Genomic DNA, 23,377 nt, shown 5'->3' with positions numbered 1-23,377 from the left:
CCCGGGTTCCATGTGCGCGTCTTTGAGTATCAAGTGCTCGGTCGAGGAGACGAGGAAGAGCTCTTCACTCTGGTCACCACCATCTTGGATCCTGAGCAGGCCCCTGCGACTGAGCTGGCCGCGGCCTACCATGAGCGGTGGGAGATCGAGCTCGTTATCGATGAGTTGAAGACCCATCAGAAGGGGTCGGCCGCGATTCTGCGATCGAAATCCCCGGACCTGGTGGAACAGGAACTTTGGGGGCTTCTTCTCAGTCACTATGCCGTCCGCAGACTGATGGTGGAGGCGGCCGACCAGGCTGATATCGATCCCGACAGGCTCTCCTTCATACGCTCGCTCAGAGTCGTCCGCCGCCAGATCACCGGGTCGGCGGATTTTTCCCCCGAAGCACCTTGAGCGGGCCACCGCTGAAGCCGTAATCGAGATCACCGAACGACCAAATCCCCGCCGTCGTATGCGCACCTGCCCGAGAGTGGCAAAACGGCAGCGCCACAACTCTTTCCGGGTTAAGAAAGCCACAGACCGCGGCACGCGACATCCAGACCCACCGGAAATCTACCTCTTCAGCCCTGCTGCATAACTAAATGGCATTGGCTCAAAAGCTGGAAGATCCTCACCAAGCTACGTTGCTGCCCACACCGAGCCGGTCACCTGGCCAAAGCCATCCACGTGCTCCAGAACCGCGAGTGCAACGCACGTTGAAAAAGGGTCAGTGCAGCATCCCGATGCGTATGGCGGCACCATGCGACACGACGACGAGGAGGCCTCCGTCGGGGATGCGTTCCAAGGCGCGTTCGAGAGCGGCGCTGAACCGTTTCGCGACCTCTTCGCCGGTTTCGCCGCCGGGGGGTTGCCAGCTGGCATGTTCGTCGGGGTAGCGGATGCGGATCTCGTGGTTGGTGAGTCCTTCCCAGCCGCCGCCGCTGCGTTCGATGAGGTCAGAATCGCAAGTGACGGTGAGGCCGGTGGCGTCGGCGAGCGCTTGGGCGGTGGTCGCGGCGCGTTGCATCGGGGAGGAGATGATCTCGGTGGGGCGTAGGGCAGCGAGTAGTCGGGCGGCGCGTGCGGCCTGTTCGATGCCGACAGGGTCCAGCGGAATGTCGGTTGTGCCTTGGAATCGGCCTTCGACATTCCATTCCGTCTGTCCGTGCCGCATCAGGACGATCTTGCGCGATCGACCTCCCGCCGTCACTAGCCCTCCCCGGCGTGCACTCGGCGCTCAAGCCCTACCTCGCTCGGAGGCTCGTGTTCGATCTGGTCACAGAGCTGGCGTCGGCTGCTGGCAGCCACGTTACGGCGAGACGATGACTTTGTCACAGAAGCTGCTTGTCCCTATGAGCGGTCCGCGGACGCCACCCAGGCCCGGTGACGACAACCCGGATCATGCGAGCAACAGAGGGCTTGAGTAATGCGGGGCAGGGCGACCTGACTCCCTGCCGACCCGGCGGGGACGAGAAAAGGGTAACGGGCGGCATCACCCCCTATGCTCCAGCCCTCTCCCTTACCAACTGGCACGTGCCAGATACGTGCCAGTTCGGTCGGTAACCCGCCGGGACGGGGCCGCCGGTTCGGCAGCGGTGTCGCGGGACGTTGTGCGCTGGGCCGGTCACCCAGACTGGGCCAGAACACTGCTGGGGCTGGCGCACACCGGAAACCGGGCTGGGCCCGGACACCGTCAGCGGAGACAGCGCGGGAGGGGCGTCATGGGGGATCGATGCAAAGGTCCCGGATGTACCGGTCGAGCCGTGTCCCGTCCTCACCGTGGGCATGCTTGCCGGGGATGAATCCCGCCCTCCGGGCGACTGCGACCGATGCGGCGTTCTCGGGCTCTACCTGGATGACCAGCTCCTTCCCACCCTGGTCCGCCGCGTATCGGGAGACCAGGACGACCGCGCGGGTGGCCAGGCCGCGCCCTCTCCAGGACGGGTAGAGGCCGTAGGCCACGTTCACCTGGCCGGGAGCCAGGCCCTCTGCCGCGAAGCGCAGGTCGATCGTCCCCGCGAGCGCCCCGTCGGCGCCCACCCGGATACCGAAGGTGCGGAGTGGCCCGGCCGTGTCCCACTGCTCCCGGCAGTGCCGGATGTAGGCTTCGACGCCCTCGCGTGTGCCGGGTCCACCGTTGAGCCAGCGGACCATCGGCTCGTCCTCCCCCGCGAGGTGCGCCTCCGCATCGTCCAGGCACAGCGGGGACAGGGTGACGATCCCGTCGGACAGCTTCACTTCACGCATCCGGCGATTCTGGACGCCGAAACGGCGTCGCACCACCGTGCTCGATGACCACCACCGTCCCCTGACCCGGGAGTTTCGTGAATCGGCTGCCGGACGGGGCTCGGGCAGGGAGGCTGTGAATACGCGCTGTCCCTGCTTGGTTACGGCGATTCGCCGAGAACGGGGTGAACGATGGCCAGAATGATCGAGGACGGGGTCGTGGAGGACTCCCTCCGGCTCGGCCCGCACCGCCACGCGATCGAGCGCGCGGCCCTCGAGAGCAGGGTGTACCTGTACACCCCGTCGGTGCTCGACGCCGCCGCGGCGACCCTGTCCGCCGTCCGGGGCGTTCTGGACGAGCACCACATCGCCGACACCTTCCAGTTCCAGGCCTACGGCGACGCCTTCGCCGCCCGGGTCCTGGGCGCGTGTGAGCAGCGGTTCACCGCGGAATGGCAGGACCTGGAAGGGGACGTGGACCCGGTCGCGCTGCTCGACGTCGCGGTGACCGCGGCCGGCGAGCACCTCGGCCGGCGCCCGGAGCCCGTACAGGGCCCGGCCCTGGCCCCCGAGGGCCGGGCGGTGTTCGGGTACGTGGTGCTGGCACGTCACGACGAGTCGCCGGACTGGGGGCCCGGCGGGGACGCCCCGCTGGTGCTGTCGCTCGGCCGGCCGGACATGCACATGCTGGCGGTCGCCTACAGTTCGGGCGCCGGCTGGGACGGGCCCTACGACCCCGGTCCCTGGCGCTGGTACCTCGGCCACGAGGTGCCCCGTGACGTCTGCATCACCGAGACGACGGTGATCGCGCCCGCTCCGGCTCCCGCGGTCGCCGCCGAGGTCGGGGCCATCACCGCCCGGGTGCTGACCGGGGACCTGCCGCTTCCACGCTGATCCGCCGCGGAGGTGGCCTTCGACCTTCGCGTTACCGCCCACTGAAGATCACGGTGCATTAGGGTGCAGAATCGTGCATTCCAGGCATCCGATCTATGGGGGGACCACTGTGCGGCCAGTGAGCAGGCGGGACTTCGGGAAGGTGGCCGGGCTGGCAGGGGCCGGTGTGGCGGCACCCGCGCTGCTCGCCGGCTGCTCGTCCGGAACGCCGGAGAAGGTCCGGGCGGCCGGGGCGGTCGCCGCCACGCGCACCTGGAAGGTGACGGGCAAGGCGCTGGCGGGCCTGTCCGGTTTCGACGCGACGGTCAAGAGCTTCATGCAGGCGCGCAACGTCCCCTGCGGGCAGCTCGCGGTCGTCCGCAAGGGCAAGCTGGTGCTGTCGCGCGGCTACACCTGGAGCGACCAGGCGAGCCTCGCCGCCCAGCCGACCTCCCTGTTCCGCGTCGCCAGCCTCTCCAAGCCGGTCACCGCGACGGCCGTGCTCCGGCTCGTCCAGGACGGCAAGCTCAAGCTCACCGACCGGGCCGCGACGCTGCTCGGGCTGTCGACCACCGCCGACACCCGGCTGAAGGACGTCACCGTCCTGCGGCTCCTCCAGCACCTCGGCGGCTGGGACCGCGCCCTCTCGCCCGACGTCATGTTCCAGGACGCCGCGATCGCCAAGGCGCTCGGCATCCCGCTGCCGGTCAAGCGGGCGAACATCATGGCGTACGCGTCGGGGCGCAGGCTCGACCACGCGCCCGGAACGGCGTACGCCTACTCGAACTACGGCTACCTGCTGCTCGGCCGGATCATCGAGAAGGTGACCGGGCAGAGCTACGCGACCTACGTCCAGCAGAAGGTCCTGGCGCCGCGCGGCATCACGCGGATGCGCCTCGGCCACACGCTGACGAAGGCGGCCGGCGAGGTCCCCTACTACTCGGGTTACACGGGCGCGACCGTCTTCGACAACTCCGGCACGAAGGTCGCCTACCCGTACGGCGCGTTCAACCTTGAGAACATGGACGCCCACGGCGGATGGCTCGGCACGGCGATGGACCTGACCCGCTTCGCCGGAATCTACGACGGCGGGACGACCGTCCTGAACGCCGCCTCGATCAAGCAGGCGTTCGCGAAGCCGGCGACCGGGATCAACGCCGACGGCTACTACTACGGCTGCGGCTGGCAGGTCCGCCCGGTCACGGGCGGGACCAACACCTGGCACGACGGGAGCCTCGCGGGGACGAGCACCCTGCTCGTCCGCCGGTACGACGGGCTGACCTGGGCGGTCCTGTTCGACCAGCGCCAGGAGGGCAGCGCCCCGAGCGACGGCGCCATCGACGGCGCCCTCCACACGGCCGCGAACGCCGTGAAGACCTGGCCCACCGGTGACCTGACCTCGACGTACTTCTAGCGTGCGGCGGGCCTCGCCCTGCGGGCGCGGGTGAACCGGTCGTCGAGACCGCGCGGGAACGGCAGCCTCCGGTGCCGTTCCCGCCAGGGCCCTCAGCCGACGCTTTCGCTCTTCGCCATCTGGGACGACTGGAGTTCCCGCAATTCCGCCGCGAACGATTGCAGTATCTCCGCGTAGGCGCGACTCAGCTCCGCCGTCAGGGTCAGCCGGTGCGGAGGCAGCCCCTTCTTGATCGTCTCTTCGTGCCGGACGACGTCCTGACACGCGTCGAACATGCGCAGCAGCGTCCGTCCCGCATCGGTGAAGCGGAGCGACGGATCCCGGCGGAGCCGTTCGAAGGTGGCGGTGAGCTCCGAGAGCGCATCGGTCGACGGCGGCTTCGGCGCGGGGCCGCCGGCCTCGAGGCGGGCGCCCGGTACCGGGCTCTTCGCCTTCGCGGCGCATCGCGCGGGAATGGGGTCTTCGCCGCGGCGGATGCGGGCGCGCACGTCCGCGGCGGTGGCGGGAGAGATCCCCGCCGCGCGGGCGATCTGGCGGAGCGAGGCGTGCGGATCGCTCGCGAGCAGTGTCGCGGCGCGCTCCCTGCCGGCCGCGCGGTCGACCGGGCGGGACCTGCCGTCCCGGCCGATCCTGACGGCGGGCTGCGGGACGTGGGCGGCCACCCGCCGGCGCAGGGCCGCGACCTTCTTGCCCGACAGCCCCACCACGATCGCGACCATCCGGTCCGACCATTCTGGGTGGAGGTCGAAAATGCGCTCGGCCGCCGTCATCCGGTCCTCCTGCGAAAGCGGATGACCATGCTGGATGTTGGCCGTGACCGAGAGCAGGAACCCATCCGTCTCGGTACCGTGAAAGAGACGTGCCTCGATGTCCTCCGCGCCGCGCAGCATCGCGGCTCGGAGCCGGTGCATGCCGTCGATGACCCGCCGGCTGGGAATATGCACCACGATCGGGGGCAGCGCCGCATCCGATTCCGCGAGTGCGCGCACGTGCTGCGCGTCCTCGCCGTCCAGGCGGGGTGATGCCGACGTCGCGAGCGAATCGATGGGCACCCGTACCACCGACGAACGCTCTATGGTCTCCTGCTGGAGCGAAAGATGCCTGACGAGCGCATTTTCACTCGAGAGTGAGTCATGTGCGGTTCTGTCCAATGTTGACCCAGCCTCCAACGGAATCGTTGAACCACCACAAAGGGAGATCACTCACCGTTCACTGTGCCAAGGCGCGCCCGCGCCTCGGCCAACCCAGTGCAGGGGAAATAGGGTCACCGAATGACAGCGCTCGGTTACTCTGTTTCGAGTAGCCGCAGATGCGGCCGGCCGCATCACGGGCATCACCGGCGTCCGCTCTCACGCCGGCGTCTTTCCTCCTCTTTCTCGGAAGTCTCCCGATGCGGCCTCACCGGAGGCTACCTCGAGGGTCCTTACCGATGGCTAACCGGCGGAACGCGAGCCGTTAGCCGCGTGCGGCGCGGCGACCGTCCGGCCCGCGAAGCCGGGCGCGTCGAGGCGACGGCTATGTCGGCGGAGGCCGTGCTGGATGCTCCGCGTCAGCGGGACATCGCCATCCGCGGCCTACTCGGGATCGGACGGGGAGCGGTCATACGGGGCGTGCGGTCGGACAGTAGTCCACCGATTCCGGCCCTCGCAACGGTGTTCAAGTGCGGCGGACGAGCGCCTCGGGCGCCCGTCGGGGCCGGATGCCGTCTTGACCTTCGAGTCGGGTCGAAGGCTTACCGTCAGGGGCATGAGCACCTACCGGATCTCGCAGCTGGCCGAACGCTGCGGTGTTCCCGCCACCACGCTGCGTTTCTACGAGGACGCCGGGCTGCTGCCCGCCGGCCGGACCTCGTCGGGCTACCGCGTGTACGGGGAGGACGCCGTCGAGCGCCTGGGCTTCATCTCCTCGGCCAAGCTCCTGGGCCTGGCCCTGGAGGAGATCCGTGAACTGCTAGGGGTCCGGGAGGAGGGGGTGTGCGCGGCGGTGCGGGAGCGGATGGTGCCGCTGGTGGCGGGCCGGATCGCCGACAGCGAGGCCCGGATCGCCGAGCTGAGGGTGTTCTCCGCGCATCTGGCCGCGGTGCACGCCGATCTGTCGGGTCCGGCGCCGGAGGGCGGGTGCGGGCCGGACTGCGGCTGCACCACCGTCCCGGCGGCTGTCGGGCCGGTGACGCCGTCGCGCACCCGGTGGGCACCGGCCGCCGAAACGTGGCGGGACGCGCCGGTGGCCTGCGCCTTGGGCGGCCCCGAGCTGGAAGGCCGCATCCAGGAGTGGCGGCAGTTGGTGGACAAGGCCGAGGGGCGCGAGGAGATCCCAGGCGGTCTGCGGTTGACGTTCCCCGCCACCGCGGAGCTGACCGGGCGGCTCGCCTCGCTGGCGGCGGCGGAGCAGGGCTGCTGCCCGTTCTTCGACTTCACCCTGCACCTGACCCCCGCCGCGGTGGAGCTGACCGTGCGCGCACCCGAAGCCGCGGGCCCACTGCTGGCCGACCTGTTCGCAGTGGGCGCATGAGCTACACCGCCGGCCGGTCAGGCGCTCTGGGGTAGCGGGGGCGCCTCCCGCGCGGCCCAGTCGTGCGGCTGGAGGAAGCGCGCCACGTCGCTCTCCGGGCTGCCCGGTTCGGGGGTGATGTCGAAGCCCCATCGGGCCAGCGGCGGCATCGACATCAGGACGGCCTCGATGTTGGCCTTGGTCTGTAGGCCGAACAGGGTGCCGCGGTCGTAGACGAGGTTGAACTCCGCGTACCGGCCCCGGCGGGCGAGCTGCCAGTTCCGTTCGCGCTCGCCGTAGGGCATCGCGGAGCGGCGGGCGACGATGGGTGGGTAGGCGTCGGTGATCGTCCTCAGCCCGTCCTCGACGAACGACGCGTACGCCGGGGGCGGTTCGGGCGCGCCGTCGGTGACGCGGTCGAAGAAGACGCCGCCGATCCCGCGCATCTCGCCGCGGTGCTCGATGTGGAAGTACTCGTCGCAGGCGGCCTTCCAGTCCTGGTAGCGGGCGATCTCGTGGCGGGCGCACCATGCGCGGATCGTGCGGTGGAAATGAACGGCGTCCGCGTCGAATCCGTACACCGGAGTGAGGTCCATTCCGCCGCCGAACCACCATTCGCCGCCGTCGATCTCGAAGTAGCGGAAATTGGCGTGGAACGACGGCGCGTAGGGGTTCAGCGGATGCAGGACCAGGGAGATGCCCGTCGCGCGGAAGGGCTTGCCGGCCAGGTGGGGGCGGGCGCGGCTCACGGCGGACGGGACCTTCGGGCCCGCCACCAGGGAGACGTTCACCCCGGCGCGTTCGAAGACGCGGCCTCCCTCCAGGATCCGGGCCCGGCCGCCGCCGAGGCCCTCGCGCGTCCACCGCGCCACTTGGAAGCGCGCCTGCCCGTCCTGTTCCTCGAAGGCGGCGACCAGGCGGTCCTGGTGGCCGCGCAGCATCGCGTTGATGGCTTCGGCGCGGCTCATCGCTCGCCTTCCTCACGGGGGAACTCGTGGACCAGGTCGACGAGGCGGGCCACGTTGTCCGGGGGCGTCCCCGGCAGGACGCCGTGGCCGAGGTTGAAGACGTGGGCGCCGCCGAGCCCGTCCCGCATGACCTGGCGCGCGGCCGTCAGCATCGTGCCCGGGCCGGCGAGCAGGAGGGTCGGGTCCAGATTGCCCTGGAGCGCTTTGCCCGGCAGCGCGGCGCGGCACGTCCCGAGGGGCTGCCGCCAGTCCACGCTGATTACCTCGGCGGGAAGCGCGGCGATCTGCGGGTACAGGTGCGGGGCGCCGACCGCGAGGTAGATCCGGGGCACCCCCGTGTCGGCGAGCGCGTCGAGCACCCGCCGCGCGTAGGGCAGGCCGAACGCGGCGTAGCCGGCGCGGCTGTGGACGCCCGCCCAGCTGTCGAAGAGCTGGACGGCCTCGGCGCCCGCCTCGATCTGCGCGCGCAGGTAGCCGGCGGTGACCTCGGCGATCTTGTCCAGCAGCGCGTGGGCCGGACCCGGTTCGCGGTGCAGCCACGCCCGGAAGCCCGCGTAGTCGGCCGACCCGGCGCCCTGGACCGCGTAGCCCGCGACGGTCAGCGGCGAGCCGGCGAACCCGATCACCGGGACGTCGGTCCCCGCGCGGGCCAGCCCGATCGCCTCGGCGGTGAAGGGCGCGATCTCGTCCCCCGCCGGGATCCTGAGGCGGGCGACGTCGCCGGCCGTCCGCACCGGCGTGCGGATGACGGGGCCGGGGGCGAACTCGACGTCCACTCCCATGGGGGGCAGCGGCGTCATGATGTCGCTGAAGACGATCGCGGCGTCGAGCGGGAAGCGCCGCAGCGGTTGCAGCGTCACCTCGGCCGCGATCTCGGGGGTGCGGCACATCTCCCAGAACGAGTACCGCTCCTTCAGCGCCCGGTATTCGGGCAGGTAGCGGCCGGCCTGCCGCATCAGCCAGATCGGCGCCCGCGGTGTGGACGCGCCGCGCGCCGCCTCCAGGAACAGGCTCGCGCGGGGCCGCGCGGCGGTTCCCGCCGTGTGGAGCCGTGCCGCGGTTCCGGTCAGGCCGGGCGCCGTGGATCCGCCGGCGGTTTCTTCGGTCGCGGTCACCCGGTCCTCCAGGGACTCCGGCATCGGAATGGAATGCCCGCACGACGCTAACAAGCGAAGGCGGGCGATTCCACAGGCGGTTCGCATTACCGCACTTAATCGCGTCTAGTACGGCACGCGAAGGCGACTAACGCAGTTACCTGGACGCCATTCGCACGGGCTGCCTACGCTCAGCCATAAAATACGCACCTGGTGAGGCTGATCTTTCCGTGCTGCATATACACAACGTGGGGATCGACCACAAGACCGCGCCGATCGAGCTGCTCGAACGGCTCGCCGTCCCGCCCGGACGGCTGCCCGCGGCCGTCGGCCGGCTCGCGGGACACGACGCCGTCGCGGAGGCGATGCTGCTGGCGACGTGCAACCGGCTGGAGGCGTTCGTCGCCACCGAACGGCACAGCGAGGCGACGTGCCACGTGGTGGAGACCTTCGCCGGGCTCGGCGGCGTCCCGGACCACAACGTCTGGGGGGCGGTGTCGATCCGCCGCGAGACCGGGGCCGTCGCGCACCTGTTCCGCGTCGCGTGCGGGCTCGACTCCATGGCCGTGGGCGAGGAGCAGATCGTCGCCCAGCTCCGGTCCGCGCTGCGCGCCGCGCAGGAGGCCGGAGCCGCCGGACCCGCCCTCACGGCGCTGGCCGAGTGCGCGCTCAGGACGAGCAAGCGCGCGCGCACCGAGACGCGCGTGGGCCAGACCGGGATCTCCCTGGTCCACGCCGCGCTGGACGTCGCCGACGGCGTCCTCGGCGGCCTGGCCGGGCGCACCGCGCTGCTCATCGGCACCGGGACGGTCGGCTCGCTCGCCGCCCGGCTGCTCCGGCAGAGGCGAGCGGGCGAGATCGTGGTGACGAGCAGGACGCCCGCCAACGCGGTCCGGATCGCCGAGGAGGTGGGCGGCACGGCGGTCGCCTCCGGTGACTGGGCCGCCGTCCTCGAACGCTGCGACCTCGTGGTGTCCTCCACCGGGGCGCGGGGCCGGGTGCTCGACGCCGGACGGATGCGGGCGGCGCGCGAGAAGGCCGGGCATGCCCCGCTCGTCGCGCTGGACCTCGCGATGCCCCGCGACATCGACCCCCGCTGCGCCGAGGTGGACGGCGTGCGCCTGGTCCACCTCGAGGAGCTGGGGCGCCTGGCGGCCCGCCGGGGACGGCCCGACGACGTCGGGCGGGCCGAGGACATCGTGGCCGAGCAGGCCGCCGCGTTCCTGGCCCGGCGGATCGAGACCACCGTCAAGCCGCTCATCGTCGCGCTGCGGTCCCGGGCCCGCGAGGCAGCGGACCAGGAGCTGACGCGCCTCGCCCGCCGGCTGCCCGGCCTGGCCGAACGCGAACGCGCCGAGACGATCGCGGCCGTCGACCGGATCGTCGGCAGGCTCCTGCACACCCCCACCGTGCGGGCCAAGGAACTCGCCGCCGCGCCCGACGGCCGCCTCTACCTGGAGGCGCTCTCCCGCCTGTTCGACCTGGATGTGAGCGAGGTGAACACATGACCGCCGACGGCCACCGGCCCCGCGGCGCCCGGCCGCTGCTGCTGGGCACGCGCAAGAGCAAGCTGGCGGTCGCCCAGGCGGCCTGGGCCGCAGGGCGGATCACGGCGGCGACCGGCCGGGCCGTGCGGCTCGTCCCGCTGTCCACCGAGGGGGACGAGAGCAGCGCCCCGATCGAGCGGTTCGGTTCGACGGGCGTGTTCGTCACGGCGCTGCGCAGGGCACTGCTGGCGGGCAGAGTCGATTTCGTCGTGCACTCCTACAAGGACCTGCCGACCGCGCCCGAGGCGGGGCTTCGCCTCGCGGCCGTCCCGCTCCGCGAGGACCCGCGCGACGCGCTGGCCGGTCCGGCGGGGCTGCCCGCCTCGCTCGGCGCGCTCAGGCCGGGCGCGAAGGTCGGGACGGGCTCGCCGCGCCGCGCCGCCCAGATCCGCGCGCACGCGCCGCACGTGTCGGTCGTCCCCCTGCGCGGCAACGTCGACGGGCGGCTGGCGAGGGCGGCGAGCGGGGAGCTGGACGCGGTCGTCCTCGCCATGGCCGGGCTGTCCCGCCTCGGTCGCCTCCGGGACGTCGCCGCGCCGCTGCCGACGGAGGTCGTGCTGCCCGCGCCGGGGCAGGGGGCGCTGGCCATCGAGTGCCGGGCGGGCGACGGCGCGACGGCCGCCCTGCTCGCCGCCGCCGACGATCCGCCGTCGCATCTGGCGGTGGCGGCCGAACGCGCCTTCCTCAGCGCCCTGAACGCCGGCTGCACCTCCCCCGTCGGCGCGCTCGCCGAACACGTCCGCGACGGCGGGTCGCTGCGGCTGGACGGGCTCATCGCCGCCCCCGACGGCTCCACGATCCTGCGCCGTGGCGTGACCGGCCCGGCCGAGACGGCGGCCGGGGCGGCGGCCCTCGGGGCCCGGCTCGCCCGCGCGCTCCTGGCCGACGGCGGCGGCGACCTCCTCGACGTCCAGCGCGGTGAGGCCGCCGATCCCCGTTCCCGTCCGACCGGGCCCGCGCGCACCGCGTACCGCTCTCAGCCGCTCAGCCGCGGCCGACACCCACGACGTCCCGCCGGAGGACCCGTATGAGCAGCTCGATCCAGCCATCCCCCACCAGGCCGGGCCCGGTCGTGCGCCCGAGGCGGCTGCGCCGCACGGCGCCGCTTCGGCGGATCGTCGCCGAGACCCGGGTGTCGCCCGCCGACCTCGTCCTGCCGATGTTCGTCCGGGAGGGGATCACCGAGCCCGTCCCGGTGGCGTCGATGCCGGGCGTCCTCCAGCACACCCGCGACTCGCTGCGCAAGGCCGCGCGCGCGGCCGTCGAGGCGGGGGTCGGCGGCCTCATGCTGTTCGCGGTGCCGAGGGACAAGGACCCGCTCGGGCTCGCCGCGACCGACCCGGGCGGCATCCTCAGCGCCGCCGTCGCCGACCTGGTCGCCGAGGTCGGCGACGCGACGGTGGTGATGGCCGACCTGTGCCTGGACGAGTTCACCGACCACGGGCACTGCGGCGTCCTCGGCGACGACGGCACCGTCGACAACGACGCGACGCTGGACCGCTACGCGCGGATGGCCGTCGTCCTGGCGGGCGCCGGCGCCCACGTCGTCGGCCCCAGCGGGATGATGGACGGCCAGGTCGCCGCGGTCCGCGCCGCGCTCGACGCGGCCGGGCACACCGGCGTCGCCGTCCTCGCCTACGCGGCCAAGTACGCCTCGGGCTTCTACGGGCCGTTCCGCGACGCGGTCGGCTCCTCGCTCACCGGCGACCGCCGGACGTACCAGATGGACCCGGCCAACGGCGGCGAGGCGCTGCGCGAGGTCGGCCTGGACGTCACCGAGGGCGCCGACATCGTCATGGTCAAGCCCGCAATGTCCTACCTCGACATCGTCCGCCGGACGGCCGAGGCCGTCGACGTCCCCGTCGCCGCCTACCAGGTGTCCGGCGAGTACGCCATGGTCGAGGCCGCCGCGGCGCGCGGCTGGATCGAGCGCGAGCGCGTCATCGCCGAGACGCTCACCTCCGTCCGCCGAGCGGGCGCCTCGATCGTCCTCACCTACTGGGCCGCCGAGGCCGCCGGAGGGCTGCTGTGACACACGCCGCAACGACGGACGCAACGCAGGGCGGGGACCACGACGTCGTCGTCATCGGCGGCGGAGTCACCGGGCTGACCACCGCCCACCAGCTCGCCAGGCTGGCCCCGGGCGGTTCGGTCGTCGTCCTGGAGGGGGCGGAGCGGGTCGGCGGGATCGTCGGCTCGCGGCACGAGCAGGGCTTCACCGTCGACACGGGCCCGCACGGCTTCGTGGTGTACGGGCCGGGCGGCGTCGGCGACCTCGCCCGCGAGCTGGACCTCGGCGGGGAGCTCATGCTCGCCACTAGTGAGGCCGAGAGGCTCCTCCTGCTCCGGAACGACGAAGACCTGCTGCCGTTTCCGACGACGCCCACCGAGTTCCTGCGCAGCCCCCTGCTGTCGGCGCGCGGGAAGCTGCGGATCGCCCTAGAGCCGTTCATCTCCAAGGACCTGCGGGAGGAGCCCGTCTACGAGTTCACCGCGCGGCGCTTCGGCTGGGAGCTCGCCCGGACGCTGGCCGTCCCGGCGGTGCTGGGCGTCACCGGCGGCGACTCCCGGCGGCTGAGCATCGACGCCAAGTTCCCCTACGTCCGCTATCTGGAGGACAGGTACGGCAGCGTCCTGCTCGGCGCCCTCCGCGTGCAGTTGCGCGGCTCCCAGACGGGCCGCTTCTACGTTCCCCGGCTGCCGAGGTTCGGGGAGTTCGGGATGCGGCTGCACACCTTCCGGGGCCACGGGATGCAGCGCCTGATCGACGCGCTGGAGAAGGCGCTCGCCGGTCAGGTCCGGCTAGGCAGCCGGGCCGTGCGGCTGGAACGCGCGGGCCTCGCCCGGACCGGCGACGAGCAGGCGGGACGCAGGTGGCGCATCGTCTTGGCCGACGGCGCCACGCTGGCCGCCGACCAGGTCGTGCTGGCGCTGCCGGCCTACGCGGCGGCGGAGCTGCTGGCGCCGCACCTGCCCGACGCCGCGGCGGCGCTGGAGGCGATCCCCCATCCCGACGTGCGGGTCATCGCCCTCGCCTACCGGCGCGCGGACGTGAAGAGACCGCCCGAGGGCATCGGCTTCCTGACGATCCCGACCGACCGGACGCGGATCCTCGCCAGCATCCACACCTCGGCCATCTTCCCCGAGCAGGCGCCCGCGGACAGGATCCTCATCCGCACCCTCGCCGGGGGCATGCAGGACCCGGCGTTCTCCTCGCTCTCGCGCGAGGAGGCCGTCCGGAGCGTCCACCAGGACCTGGTGCACATCTTCGGGATCCGCGGCGAGCCGGTGTTCGCCTTCGACCACCTGTGGCGGCGGGCCATCCCGGAGTACCCGGTCGGGCACCGCGGCCGGATCGACGGCGTGCTCGCCCAGGTGGCGGGGCTCGGCGGCCTGCACCTGGCGGGCAACACCTACCACGGCGTGGGCGTCAACGACTGCGTCCGCGACGCCCGGAGGGCCGCCGCCGACGTGGCCTCGCGGCTGCGCGGTTGAGCGGGCGCGACCGGGCCCGCCGCCGGCTGTGCCTGGCCACGCTCAGCGTGGGCGTCTCGCTGATCATGGTGGACGGCACGATCGTCAACGTCGCGCTGCCCACGATCATCGGCGACCTCGGGATCACCGCCACCGACGCCGAGTGGGCCAACGCCGGGTACACCCTGGTCTTCGCCGCCCTGCTGCTCCCGGCCGGGCGGCTCGGCGACGTGCTGGGGCACCGCCGCCTCTTCGCGCTCGGCGTGGTGGCGTTCGTGGTCGCGAGCGCGCTCGCCGGGCAGGCCCGCGGCGGCCCGAGCCTGCTGCTCGGCCGCGCCCTCCAGGGCGCTGGGGCGGCGATGATCCTCCCGGCCACCCTGGCCGTCATCAACACCGCGTTCCGGGGCCGCGACCGCGCGATGGCGTTCGGCGTCTGGGGATCGGTGATCGGCGGGACGGTGGCGATCGGCCCCGTGCTCGGCGGGTGGCTCACCTCGGCGCAGTCCTGGCGGTGGATCTTCACGATCAACGTGCCGCTCGGGGCCGCGGTCCTGGCCGGCATCGCCCTGTGGGTGCCGGAGAGCCGCGATCCGCGGGCGGTGCTGCGCACCGGCGTCGTCGGCACGCTCGCGGCGAGCGCCGGCTTCGCCGCGCTGGTCTTCGCGCTGATCGAGGGCCAGCGGTACGGCTGGTGGACGCCGACCCGCCCGTTCCGCGCGGGGCCGTGGGACTGGCCGTCGTCCGCCGTGTCGCCGATCCCGGCCGCCCTCGGGCTCGGCGCGCTCTGCCTCGGCGTCTTCGCCGCGGCGACGGGGCGGCGGCGGCGACGCGGCAGGCCGGTGCTGCTGGACGTGACGCTGTTCGCCGTCCCGAGCTTCCGCATCGGGAGCATCGCGATCGCCATCGTCGGCCTCGCCGAGTTCGGCCTGGTGTTCGTCCTGCCGCTGTACCTCCAGGCCGCGCTGGGCGCGAGCGCGCTGCGGGCGGGGCTGGTCATCCTCGCGCTCGCGGTCGGCGCGCTGCTGGCGGGGCCGTCCGCCGGGCCCCTCGCCCAGCGGCACGGCGCCCGCACGGTCGTGCTGGCCGGGCTGCTGCTGGAGACGGCCGGGATCGCGGCGGCCGGGGCCGTGATGGCGCCCGCCTCCAGCCCGTGGCGGCTCGTCGGACCGCTGCTGGTCTACGGCGCCGGCGTCGGGCTGGCCAGCGCGCAGCTCTCGAACGTCGTGCTCGCCGACATCCCGGTGGAGCGCTCCGGGCAGGCGTCCGGGGCCCAGAGCACCACCCGGCTGCTGGGATCGGCGCTCGGCATCGCGGTGCTCGGGACCGTGCTGGTCACCACGCTCGGCGCGGGCCTCGACCGGCGCCTCGACACGCTGGACGACATGCCGCCGCGGACCCGGGACGCCGTCTCGGAGGCCGTGCGCGGCAGCCTCGGCGCGGGGATCCCGAGGCTCCTGGACCGGCCGGACACGGCCCCGGCCGCCGCCGAGGCCCGCGAGGCCCTGACCGAGGCGACCCGCAGGGTCGCCTTCCTGACCGCCGCGCTCATGCTCGCCGGCGTCGGCCTGGGGTGGCGGCTCCCCCGCGACGCGGGCGCCCGGCCCGGTGTCGGGCGCCCGCCCCGTCCCGAGGCGCCTGCGGAGAAGGGCCGACCGCTCTGACGGACCGGCGGCTCACGTCCCCCTGGGCCACCCCCGTTCCGGCGCCGCGCGGGAGGACGCCTACCCGGCGCCGCCGGGGGCGTGCCCCGCGTCCGGCGGCGTCCGGTACCACTCGTGCACGGCGGCGATGTCGGCGACCTCGCCCCTCATCACCTCGCCGGGACGCTCCTCCTCGCCCACCGCCAGGACGAACCGCGCGGGGACCGCACCGGAGATCTCCATGGTGTAGGTGCCCTGCTCGGCCGGCAGGCGGCCGACGGCGTAGCTGATGTAGGACGTGTCGGTGTACGGCTCGTCGAACGTCTCGCTCCGGTCGGCGGTGAACACCCGCCGTCCGCCCGACGGCGTCAGCAGCGTGAGGGACGGCAGCTCCGCCGGCGCGATCCCGGTCTCCGGCGGCAGCTTCGGGATCAGCATCTCGACGTACAGGATGTCGTCCTTCTCCAGCTCGGCCCGCACGGTGCGCGTCTCGCCCGGCCGGTCGATCACGCCGTAGAACGCGAACGACACCTTCCCGTCGGGCAGGGCCGGCGCGGTCAGCGCGTTGCTGTTGAGACGGGTGAGCACCACCGGGATGTGCGCCGCAAGCACCCCGGCGCGGAGGTCGCCCGCGGCGGCCAGCAGAGCGCCGAGCCCCGCGACGGCGGCCTGCGCGCGCCAGCCGAGCCTCCGGTGGACGGTCGTCGGATCGAATTTCATGGTCACCTCCAGGTCAGGCCGTGGCGTCCTGTCGCCCCGGCGTCGTGGCACGGCTGTAGCGGAAGACGCAGACCCGCTTGCCCTCGGCCCGGTGGGCGAGGGCGCGGACGTCGAGTTCCGGGAAGGCGCGCCGGGTCGCCTCCAGTTCCAGGCCGCACAGCAGCGGCTCGGCCCGTCCGGCGCCGGCGCCGGCGCCGAGGGCGTCCGCCGCGGTCAGGCAGGTGCAGGTGAAGGCGATCTCCAGCGCGGCGTCCTCGCCGGGGCGCGAGTCGTCCACGATCTCGTGGACGAGCCCGGCCGCCTCCAGCCAGGGCAGGGCGCGTGCCATCCCGCGCGCGAGGCGGTCCTCCTTGAGCGCCGGTCCGAGCCGCGCGGCCTGCTTCTCGGGAAGGCCCTCCAGCATCACCTCGCGGGCGCGTTCGGGCCCGAGCTCCTCGCGCAGGCCGCGGTAGCGGCGGAGCCGCTCCGCCAGGCCGCGCCGCAGGTCCTCGTCGGTGATCTCACGCATGGCGGGTTCCTCCGGGAGTCGGCAGGGCTCGATGATCCGTGCGGGTGCGGTGCGGGTACGTGCGCGGGTGCGGGTGTGGGGGCGAGGTCGTCAGGGAGGGGCGCCGCCGTCCGCCAGAGTGATGCCGGCGTGGGCGAGAAGGGCCAGCGTGATGTAGCGGTACCACGCCTTCCAGAGCCGGACCTCGTAGTGGTCGAGCCCCACTTCCCGGCGCGCCGAGGCGGCGCACCGGGGAGCGAGCTCGGCTTGCCGGGCGACCTCGGCCAGCTCGCGCAGCGGCGTGGACGGCGGCGCCGCGCACACGTACAGGCGCCTCTTCCTGGTGTCGCGGCGGATGAGCAGCCACTGCGCGAGGCCGCCGTCGTCCGCTCGCTTCAGAAGGATCCGGGCGGAATGGCAGGCGCCGTCGCGCCGGACCGGATCGTCGCGGTCGGCGGTGCGCAGCCAGTCGTGCGCCGGGATGGCCGCGATCGCCTCCTCCGGCACGCCCCACAGGACGCGGCCCCCGGTCGAGCGCAGGGGCCGCGGGTCCGTTCGGAGCCCGAGAACGTGCGGGATCCCGCGCTCGCGCAGACGCCGCCGCAGCTCGACGTCGTGCCCGAAGGGGGTCTCGGCGGCGACCCAGGCCGCGGGCGTGCGGGCCTCCACCGCGCGCCGGACCATCTCCCAGCCGAGCCGTCCCGGGCTGCGGAACCGCACGTCCGCGGGCACCCGTGCCCGGACCCGGCGGGCGGGGTCGTGCGCCCACTCCGGAGGGAGGTACAGCTCCCGGTCGATGATGGCCTGCGCGCGCGGCGCCGCGTAGGTGAGGAAGACGGCCACCTGGCAGTTCTCCGTGCCGCCCGCCGACGGGGAGAACTGGGGCTGGACCCCGACGGAGCGGTCGCCCTTCTTGGCGAAGCCCTCCCCGTTCAGCACCAGCACGGCGCGCGGGTCACCGAAATGCTCCACGATGACGTCGCGCAGGTCGTCCCTCAGCTCGTCGGCGTTCCACCGCGCCGTGGTCAGGAGCCGTTGCATCCCGTCGGGCCGGGCCTCGCCCGCGCCGTCGGCGAGCCGCCTGCCGTTCCGGCGCGCGGCCGACAGGGCCATGCCGCGCAGGAAGGCGAACGCACGGTCGCGCGGCTCGGCGCGGGCGAACCGGGGCCCAATCATCCGGTGCAGGCGCCTGAGCACCAGCTCGGTCCGTTCGGCGGAGAGCGGCGATCCCCCCGCGGAGCCGGCGGCGGAGAAGCCCCCCGCCTCTTCCCCGTAGATCTGCGTGCGCATCATTTCGGCCATTCATTGGTGCGGCTTTTCCAATTTCAGGACACCCCGATCAGTGTCACTGTAATCTGGCCGTCGGCCGCCTGTCTTCAACGGGATGTTGGTCTTTGGGAAGGGCGCACCGCAGCCCATGGAATGGATCTTGAACGTGGATGGGAGAAATAATCTCGATCTCATCAACAATGAACGGACACGGGCCGTCGATTCGTCCACCGATGTGCACGGAAAGACCCGCGACAGGCGTCCCTCTATCAGAATGCGACATGGTCGCTTTTGCGACCAGGTCGCAAAAGCAAATAATGTGCGAAGATTTCCCGGCCGATCAGGCCCCGCGCGCCGACTCCTCCACCATGAGGCCCTGCCGGTAGGCGAAGGCGACCACCTGCGTCCGGCCCGACATTCCCAGCTTGGCGGTGACGTGATGCATATGGGAGCGCACGGTCGCCGTCGAAACGTGGAGTTCGGCGGCCACCTCGGCGTCCGACAGGCCGCGGGACACCAGTTCCAGAACGCGCCGCTCGCGCCCGCTGAGCGCCGCCACGACCGAGGCGCGGACCCCGCTCGCGACCGGGACCCGCGCCGCCCAGTCGAGCAGGTGCCCGGTCATCGTGGCGGTCAGCACCGCCCCGCCGGCCGCCACGGCCCGGACGGTGCGGACCAGCTCCGACGGGGGGCTCTCCTTGCCGGCCACGCCCCTGACCCCGGCCCGGAGGGCGTCGAGCAGCGAGCCCTCGTACTTCGGCGCCGCCATCACCACCACGCCCGGGACGGGGGGCCGGCCCGCCTCCAGGACCCGCCTGACCAGTTCCAGCACGTCCAGGTCCGACAGCGGCAGGCCGATGAGGACGACGTCGGGGCCGTGCTCGCGCACCAGGGAGACCAGGTGCCGGGCGCTGCGGGTCTCCCCGGCGATCTCGATGTCGCGCTCGGGCTCGAAGACGGCCCGCACGCCGAGCAGGGTGAAGGTCTGCCGATCGTGGACGATCACCCGCACCGGCATGCGTCCCCCCGCCGGAAAAGCTGATCCGCATTCCCCCGAACCACCATGACACCCCCAGGAACATCCGCTGGAACGTGCTCCGCCCGAACGCCCCCGACTCGGCACGTCCGCCCATTCGACGGGCGACGGCATCTCCATCGGATATCACCGAACGTGACCGGCTGGGGGTCGTCCCAGGATAAGGCCATCGAGAACAAAAACGTTCAGCCGTACGGCCGCACCGTGCAGGCCAAGAACAATCTTCCATAATCGACCTAAGACTTCACCTGGCACCGTAATCACGGCCCTTGCCATCACGACGGCGCACTGCTGCGGGACGGTCCGGGCGATTATCGATGTACCGCGGTGAATTCACCGGGCCGGGCACGCCCTCACCGATCCCGGCGCCGTCAATGGCCGTGAAGGCGTCAATGGTATTACGGTTCCGGGCACCTGGACCTGCCATCGCGGGTCCGGCGCGGTCAGCCCATGCTCCCGGCGCCGTCCAGGGACTCGCGGATGATGCCGGCGTGGCCGGCGTGCTCCCTGTCCGAGCAGTGCGGCCGGATGCGGACTCGGCGGCATCGGCGACGGGACATCCCTTCAATGCCTTTAAGGTCACACATATGCGTTTTGGAGTCCTGGGACCCGTCACCACCTGGACCGATGCCGGTGAGGCCGTCACGGTCCCCGGGCTGAAGGTGCGCGTGCTGCTCGCCGACCTGCTCGCCCACGAGGGACGGGTGGTCTCCACCGACCGCCTCGTCGAGGACCTGTGGGGCGACCGGCCGCCCGCCAATCCGGTCGCCGCCCTCCAGGTCCGGGTGTCGCAGCTGCGCCGCACGTTGCAGGAGGCCGAGCCCGGCGGGAGGGACCTGGTCGTGTCGCGCGCGCCCGGGTACGCGCTGGCCGTCGACCCGGACGTGGTCGACTCCGTCCGCTTCGCGCGGCTGGCCGCGGAGGGCCGGTTCGCCGAAGGGCTGGAGCTGTGGCGGGGCGCCCCGTTCGCCGAGTTCGCCGACGCCGAGTTCCTCCAGCCGGTGATCGCCCGGCTGGAGGAGGCACGGCTGTCGGCTGTGGAGAGCCACGCGGAGGAACGGCTCGACGCGGGAGAGCGGGTCGAGGTGGCCGATCTGCTGGCCGAGCACCCGTTGCGCGAGCGGCTGCGCGCCGTCCACATGCGGTCCCTCTACCGCAAGGGGCTCCAGAGCGAGGCCCTCGCCAGCTACGCCGACCTGCGGGAACGGCTCGCCGACGAGCTCGGGCTCGACCCGTCACCCGAGCTGGCCGCGCTGTACGAGCGGATCCTGCGCCAGGACCCGGAGCTGAGCGGCAGGGGCGGGCGGCCCCGCACGAACGTGCCCGCCGCGGTCGGCGACCTGATCGGCCGCGAGGGCGCGGTCGCGGAGGTCGGCGCGCTGCTCGGGACGGCGCGGCTGGTCACGCTCACCGGTTCGGGCGGGGTGGGCAAGACGAGCCTGGCGCTGGAGGTCGGGCGGCGGCTGCTCGACGCGTACCCCGACGGCGCGTGGATCGTCGAGCTCGCCCCCTACGAGCGGGACGCGACGTCGCTCGCCGAGGCCGTCCTCGCCTCGCTGGACATCCGCGCCGACTCGGCGGGCCCGCTGGAGCGGCTGGTCGAGGCGCTGCGCGACCGGCGGCTGCTGGTGGTGCTCGACAACTGCGAGCACGTGGTCGACCAGGCCGCCGGGCTGGCCGAGCGCCTGCTGGGCCAGGTTCCCGGGCTGCGGATCCTGGCGACCAGCCGCGAACCGCTGAACGTCGCGGGCGAGGCGCTGTGGAGCGTTCCGGCGCTGGCGCTGCCGGACGGGTCCGAGCTGGCCGCGGTGGCCAGGGCCGACGCGGTGCGGCTGTTCCTGGCGCGGGCGACCGCGTCCACCCGCGGGTTCACACTCGACGCCGGCAACGCCGGATCGGTCGCGCAGCTCTGCCGCAGGCTCGATGGCATCCCGCTGGCGCTGGAACTGGCCGCGACCCGGGTCAGGTCGCTCGGCGTCCAGGAGATCGTGGCCCGGCTGGACGACCGGTTCCGGCTGCTGGCGGGCTTCCAGCGCGGCGCCCCGGCCCGGCAGCAGACCCTGACGGCGATGATCGACTGGAGCTGGACGCTGCTCACCGACGCCGAACGGGTCGTCCTGCGGCGCCTGTCGGTGCACACCGACGGCTGCACCCTGGACGCCGCCGAGGCGGTGTGCGGCGAGCCCGGCGTCGACGTGATGGACGTCCTCGTGCGGCTGGTCGACCGCTCCCTCGTGGTCGTCGTTGAGGGCTCATCGGGGACGCGCTACCGGCTGCTGGAGTCGGTGGCGGCCTACTGCCTGCGCCGGCTGGAGGACGCCGAGGACGTCGAGGTCGTCCGGGGGGCGCACACCACCTACTACACGGAATTCGCCATGCGGGCCGAGACGCATCTGCGCGGGGTGGAGCAGACGCACTGGATGCGGCGGCTGGACGCCGAGGCCGCGAACCTGCGGGCCGCCCTCGACGCCGCCCCGGCCGCCGGAGCCCTGCGCCTGGTGAACGCCCTGGCCTGGTACTGGTTCCTTCGCGGCCGGCTCAGCGAGGGGCGGCGCTCGCTGGCCGCCGCGCTGGACGCCGCGGGCGAGGCGCCCGCCGACGAACGGGCCCAGGCGACGGCCTGGCACGCCGGGTTCGCGATGCTGCTCGGCGAGACCGAGGTGATGCCGGCCGAGCCTCAGAAGGCCGCCCTCGGCATCGCCGATCCGGGCGCCCGGGCCAGGGCCCAGTGGTTCTTCGGGCTCTGCCTCGCCGACCTGGCCTTCGCCCGGGAACTGACCGACGCCGCGCTGGCGACGTTCCGCGAGATCGGCGACCGGTGGGGCGAAGCGGCCTCGCTGAGCAGGCACGCCCGCCACGCGTTCACCGTGCGCGACCTGGAGACGCTCGAGCGCGACGGTACCGAGAGCGAGCGGATCTTCCGGGAGCTGGGCGACCGCTGGGGACAGCTCCAGGCCACCGAGTGGCTCGGCGGTCTCGCCGAGACCAGGGGCGACGCCGGAGCGGCCGTCCGGCTGTTCACCGAGGGCCTGCGCTTGGCCGAGGAGATGGGGCTGTGGCCGGACGCGGTGCGCCACCGGTCCTGGCTGGGGTGGATGGCCATGTCCACCGCCGACTACGAGGGGGCCATGGAGCACTGCGGGGAGGCGCTGCGCCTGGCGAACGAGCAGGGCTACCAGGAGGGACGGGTCTTCGCCGCGATGGGCTACGGCTTCTCGGCCCGCCGGGCGGGGCTGCTGGAGATCGCGGAGGAGCACCTGAAGCGCCTGCTCGACGGCGTCGCGCGCGATGGGGACCCGCCCCTGTTCCTGCCCACGACCCTGGTCGAGCTGGGCTACGTCCGGGAGTTGCGCGGTGACGCCGCGAGCGCGCACGTGCTGTTCCTGGAGGCGCTCGCCGCGGCCAGGAAGATCGGCGACCCGCGCACGACGGCGTTCACCGTCGAGGCGCTGGCCGCCACCTCGCCGCCCGGGGACGGCGCCCGGCTGCTGGGCCTGGCCGCCGCGGCCCGCGACGCGCACCGCACCCCGTCCAGCCGGAGCGAAGCGGACGAGGTACGGCGGATCACCGCCGGGATCGTCGCCGCGCTCGGCCGGGACGCGTTCGACGCCGCCTACGCCCGAGGCCGCGAGCTGACCTTCGACGCGGTCCCTCTCGACGGCGCGGTGCCCTGCGACGGCGCGGTGCCCCTCGGGGAGGTGGTCTGAGCGGCCAGGTGCTCGGCGAGGCGGTCGAAGAACTCGATCCAGCCGGCCTTGGCCCCCTCGGCGTGCTCGGGGTCGGTGTCGACGCCGTGGTGGTGGAACCGCATCGTGGTGGTGCCGTCGTGCTCGTCCAGGGTCAGGGTGACCACGGCGGCGGGGCCGTCGACCGGATCGTCGGGGTCGCCGGTCGTGAACACCAGCCGGCCGGGCTCCTCCACCTCGCGGTAGGCGCCGCCCAGGGTGACCTCGAGGCCCTCGTCGCCGACCAGGACGGCCCGCCAGCGCCCACCCGGCCGGACGTCCAGGACGACGCGGTGGACGGGGGTCGTGAAGACGCGGGGGCCGAACCAGCGGGCGAGGCGCTCGGGACGGGTCCAGGCGGCGTACACCCGCCCGCGCGGCACGGCGAAGTCACGGACGATCTCGTACACGGTGGAGTGCGTCATCGTCGGC

At 73.1% G+C, this 23,377-nt stretch carries 20 protein-coding genes and 1 pseudogene; 11 read left to right on the top strand and 10 right to left on the bottom strand.

The window, feature by feature from the left end:
• On the top strand, window positions 1-396 hold a 396-nt coding region (locus tag QP090_RS35955), incomplete at its 5' end, for a transposase (protein WP_285944222.1).
• Between the two features lie 198 nt (window positions 397-594).
• Window positions 595-702, top strand: a pseudogene (locus tag QP090_RS35950) (IS5/IS1182 family transposase); the annotation flags it as partial.
• Between the two features lie 7 nt (window positions 703-709).
• Here the strand turns inward: QP090_RS35950 and QP090_RS35945 are convergent.
• Together QP090_RS35945 and QP090_RS35940 are read right to left on the bottom strand one after the other, a co-directional pair.
• Window positions 710-1,156: a histidine phosphatase family protein gene (locus tag QP090_RS35945; RefSeq protein WP_285944221.1), complete on the bottom strand. Its 447-nt coding sequence runs from the start codon at window positions 1,154-1,156 to the stop codon at window positions 710-712.
• A gap of 545 nt (window positions 1,157-1,701) precedes the next feature.
• Window positions 1,702-2,229, bottom strand: a complete 528-nt coding sequence (locus QP090_RS35940) for a GNAT family N-acetyltransferase (protein ID WP_285944220.1) — start codon at window positions 2,227-2,229, stop codon at window positions 1,702-1,704.
• A gap of 180 nt (window positions 2,230-2,409) precedes the next feature.
• On the opposite strand from QP090_RS35940, the gene QP090_RS35935 reads away from it, so the two are divergent.
• Together QP090_RS35935 and QP090_RS35930 are read left to right on the top strand one after the other, a co-directional pair.
• Window positions 2,410-3,102: a hypothetical protein gene (locus tag QP090_RS35935; RefSeq protein WP_285944219.1), complete on the top strand. Its 693-nt coding sequence runs from the start codon at window positions 2,410-2,412 to the stop codon at window positions 3,100-3,102.
• 118 nt (window positions 3,103-3,220) lie between these two features.
• Window positions 3,221-4,495 (top strand): serine hydrolase domain-containing protein, encoded by a 1,275-nt coding sequence (locus QP090_RS35930; RefSeq protein ID WP_285944218.1) that lies wholly within the window; start codon window positions 3,221-3,223, stop codon window positions 4,493-4,495.
• A gap of 92 nt (window positions 4,496-4,587) precedes the next feature.
• Here QP090_RS35930 and QP090_RS35925 read toward each other — a convergent pair whose 3' ends face one another.
• Window positions 4,588-5,697: a ParB/RepB/Spo0J family partition protein gene (locus tag QP090_RS35925; protein ID WP_490393334.1), complete on the bottom strand. Its 1,110-nt coding sequence runs from the start codon at window positions 5,695-5,697 to the stop codon at window positions 4,588-4,590.
• Between the two features lie 544 nt (window positions 5,698-6,241).
• Between QP090_RS35925 and QP090_RS35920 the strand changes: the two genes are divergently transcribed.
• Window positions 6,242-7,006, top strand: a complete 765-nt coding sequence (locus QP090_RS35920; protein WP_285944216.1) for a heavy metal-responsive transcriptional regulator — start codon at window positions 6,242-6,244, stop codon at window positions 7,004-7,006.
• Between the two features lie 17 nt (window positions 7,007-7,023).
• On the opposite strand, the gene hemF is transcribed toward QP090_RS35920, so the two are convergent.
• A complete protein-coding gene (hemF, locus tag QP090_RS35915; protein WP_285944215.1) occupies window positions 7,024-7,953 on the bottom strand; it encodes an oxygen-dependent coproporphyrinogen oxidase in 930 nt (309 codons plus the stop codon).
• The gene (gene hemE / locus QP090_RS35910) at window positions 7,950-9,092 is read right to left on the bottom strand and encodes a uroporphyrinogen decarboxylase (protein WP_285944214.1); all 1,143 of its coding nucleotides are present in this window, start codon (window positions 9,090-9,092) and stop codon (window positions 7,950-7,952) included. Before hemE ends, hemF begins: the two co-directional genes overlap by 4 nt.
• 185 nt (window positions 9,093-9,277) lie before the next feature.
• On the opposite strand from hemE, the gene hemA reads away from it, so the two are divergent.
• From hemA to QP090_RS35885, 5 genes are read left to right on the top strand one after another with little or no spacing between them, the layout of a single operon-like run.
• Window positions 9,278-10,555, top strand: a complete 1,278-nt coding sequence (hemA, locus tag QP090_RS35905) for a glutamyl-tRNA reductase (RefSeq protein WP_285944213.1) — start codon at window positions 9,278-9,280, stop codon at window positions 10,553-10,555.
• A complete protein-coding gene (hemC, locus tag QP090_RS35900; protein ID WP_285944212.1) occupies window positions 10,552-11,625 on the top strand; it encodes a hydroxymethylbilane synthase in 1,074 nt (357 codons plus the stop codon). Before hemA ends, hemC begins: the two co-directional genes overlap by 4 nt.
• On the top strand, window positions 11,622-12,626 hold the full coding sequence (hemB, locus tag QP090_RS35895; protein ID WP_285944211.1) for a porphobilinogen synthase: 1,005 nt from the start codon (window positions 11,622-11,624) through the stop codon (window positions 12,624-12,626). The genes hemC and hemB overlap by 4 nt, the downstream gene beginning before the upstream one ends.
• The gene (gene hemG, locus QP090_RS35890) at window positions 12,623-14,089 is read left to right on the top strand and encodes a protoporphyrinogen oxidase (protein ID WP_285944210.1); all 1,467 of its coding nucleotides are present in this window, start codon (window positions 12,623-12,625) and stop codon (window positions 14,087-14,089) included. Before hemB ends, hemG begins: the two co-directional genes overlap by 4 nt.
• A complete protein-coding gene (locus QP090_RS35885; protein WP_285944209.1) occupies window positions 14,086-15,729 on the top strand; it encodes an MFS transporter in 1,644 nt (547 codons plus the stop codon). Before hemG ends, QP090_RS35885 begins: the two co-directional genes overlap by 4 nt.
• A 60-nt stretch (window positions 15,730-15,789) precedes the next feature.
• Here the strand turns inward: QP090_RS35885 and QP090_RS35880 are convergent, their stop codons facing one another.
• From QP090_RS35880 to QP090_RS35865, 4 genes are all read right to left on the bottom strand, one after another.
• Window positions 15,790-16,428, bottom strand: a complete 639-nt coding sequence (locus QP090_RS35880; RefSeq protein WP_285944208.1) for a hypothetical protein — start codon at window positions 16,426-16,428, stop codon at window positions 15,790-15,792.
• 13 nt (window positions 16,429-16,441) lie between these two features.
• The gene (locus QP090_RS35875) at window positions 16,442-16,936 is read right to left on the bottom strand and encodes a hypothetical protein (protein WP_285944207.1); all 495 of its coding nucleotides are present in this window, start codon (window positions 16,934-16,936) and stop codon (window positions 16,442-16,444) included.
• A 90-nt stretch (window positions 16,937-17,026) separates the two neighbouring features.
• Complete coding sequence (locus tag QP090_RS35870) at window positions 17,027-18,208, bottom strand: IS701 family transposase (protein WP_285944206.1); 1,182 nt, start codon at window positions 18,206-18,208, stop codon at window positions 17,027-17,029.
• Window positions 18,209-18,524: 316 nt separating this feature from the next.
• Window positions 18,525-19,202 (bottom strand): LuxR C-terminal-related transcriptional regulator, encoded by a 678-nt coding sequence (locus QP090_RS35865; protein WP_285944205.1) that lies wholly within the window; start codon window positions 19,200-19,202, stop codon window positions 18,525-18,527.
• A gap of 605 nt (window positions 19,203-19,807) precedes the next feature.
• On the opposite strand from QP090_RS35865, the gene QP090_RS35860 reads away from it, so the two are divergent.
• On the top strand, window positions 19,808-22,927 hold the full coding sequence (locus QP090_RS35860; protein ID WP_285944204.1) for an AfsR/SARP family transcriptional regulator: 3,120 nt from the start codon (window positions 19,808-19,810) through the stop codon (window positions 22,925-22,927).
• Here QP090_RS35860 and QP090_RS35855 read toward each other — a convergent pair.
• Window positions 22,834-23,370, bottom strand: coding sequence for an SRPBCC family protein (locus QP090_RS35855; RefSeq protein ID WP_285944203.1), 537 nt, complete (start codon window positions 23,368-23,370; stop codon window positions 22,834-22,836). The genes QP090_RS35860 and QP090_RS35855 overlap by 94 nt on opposite strands.
• Between the last annotated feature and the right edge of the window lie 7 nt (window positions 23,371-23,377).

Source organism: Actinomadura xylanilytica (genome assembly GCF_030283145.1).
Classification (GTDB): Bacteria; Actinomycetota; Actinomycetes; order Streptosporangiales; family Streptosporangiaceae; genus Spirillospora; species Spirillospora xylanilytica.
This window is presented reverse-complemented; position numbering and strand designations above follow the sequence as displayed.

Bases quoted from the DNA above. Each gene is read 5' to 3' on its own strand.
- QP090_RS35945 (WP_285944221.1), bottom strand. From the start codon at position 1,156: ATGCGGCACGGACAGACGGAATGGAATGTCGAAGGCCGATTCCAAGGC.
- QP090_RS35940 (WP_285944220.1), bottom strand. From the start codon at position 2,229: ATGCGTGAAGTGAAGCTGTCCGACGGGATCGTCACCCTGTCCCCGCTG.
- QP090_RS35935 (WP_285944219.1), top strand. From the start codon at position 2,410: ATGATCGAGGACGGGGTCGTGGAGGACTCCCTCCGGCTCGGCCCGCAC.
- QP090_RS35920 (WP_285944216.1), top strand. From the start codon at position 6,242: ATGAGCACCTACCGGATCTCGCAGCTGGCCGAACGCTGCGGTGTTCCC.
- hemF (WP_285944215.1), bottom strand. From the start codon at position 7,953: ATGAGCCGCGCCGAAGCCATCAACGCGATGCTGCGCGGCCACCAGGAC.
- hemE (WP_285944214.1), bottom strand. From the start codon at position 9,092: ATGCCGGAGTCCCTGGAGGACCGGGTGACCGCGACCGAAGAAACCGCC.
- hemC (WP_285944212.1), top strand. From the start codon at position 10,552: ATGACCGCCGACGGCCACCGGCCCCGCGGCGCCCGGCCGCTGCTGCTG.
- hemB (WP_285944211.1), top strand. From the start codon at position 11,622: ATGAGCAGCTCGATCCAGCCATCCCCCACCAGGCCGGGCCCGGTCGTG.
- QP090_RS35880 (WP_285944208.1), bottom strand. From the start codon at position 16,428: ATGAAATTCGATCCGACGACCGTCCACCGGAGGCTCGGCTGGCGCGCG.
- QP090_RS35875 (WP_285944207.1), bottom strand. From the start codon at position 16,936: ATGCGTGAGATCACCGACGAGGACCTGCGGCGCGGCCTGGCGGAGCGG.
- QP090_RS35870 (WP_285944206.1), bottom strand. From the start codon at position 18,208: ATGATGCGCACGCAGATCTACGGGGAAGAGGCGGGGGGCTTCTCCGCC.
- QP090_RS35865 (WP_285944205.1), bottom strand. From the start codon at position 19,202: ATGCCGGTGCGGGTGATCGTCCACGATCGGCAGACCTTCACCCTGCTC.
- QP090_RS35860 (WP_285944204.1), top strand. From the start codon at position 19,808: ATGCGTTTTGGAGTCCTGGGACCCGTCACCACCTGGACCGATGCCGGT.
- QP090_RS35855 (WP_285944203.1), bottom strand. From the start codon at position 23,370: ATGACGCACTCCACCGTGTACGAGATCGTCCGTGACTTCGCCGTGCCG.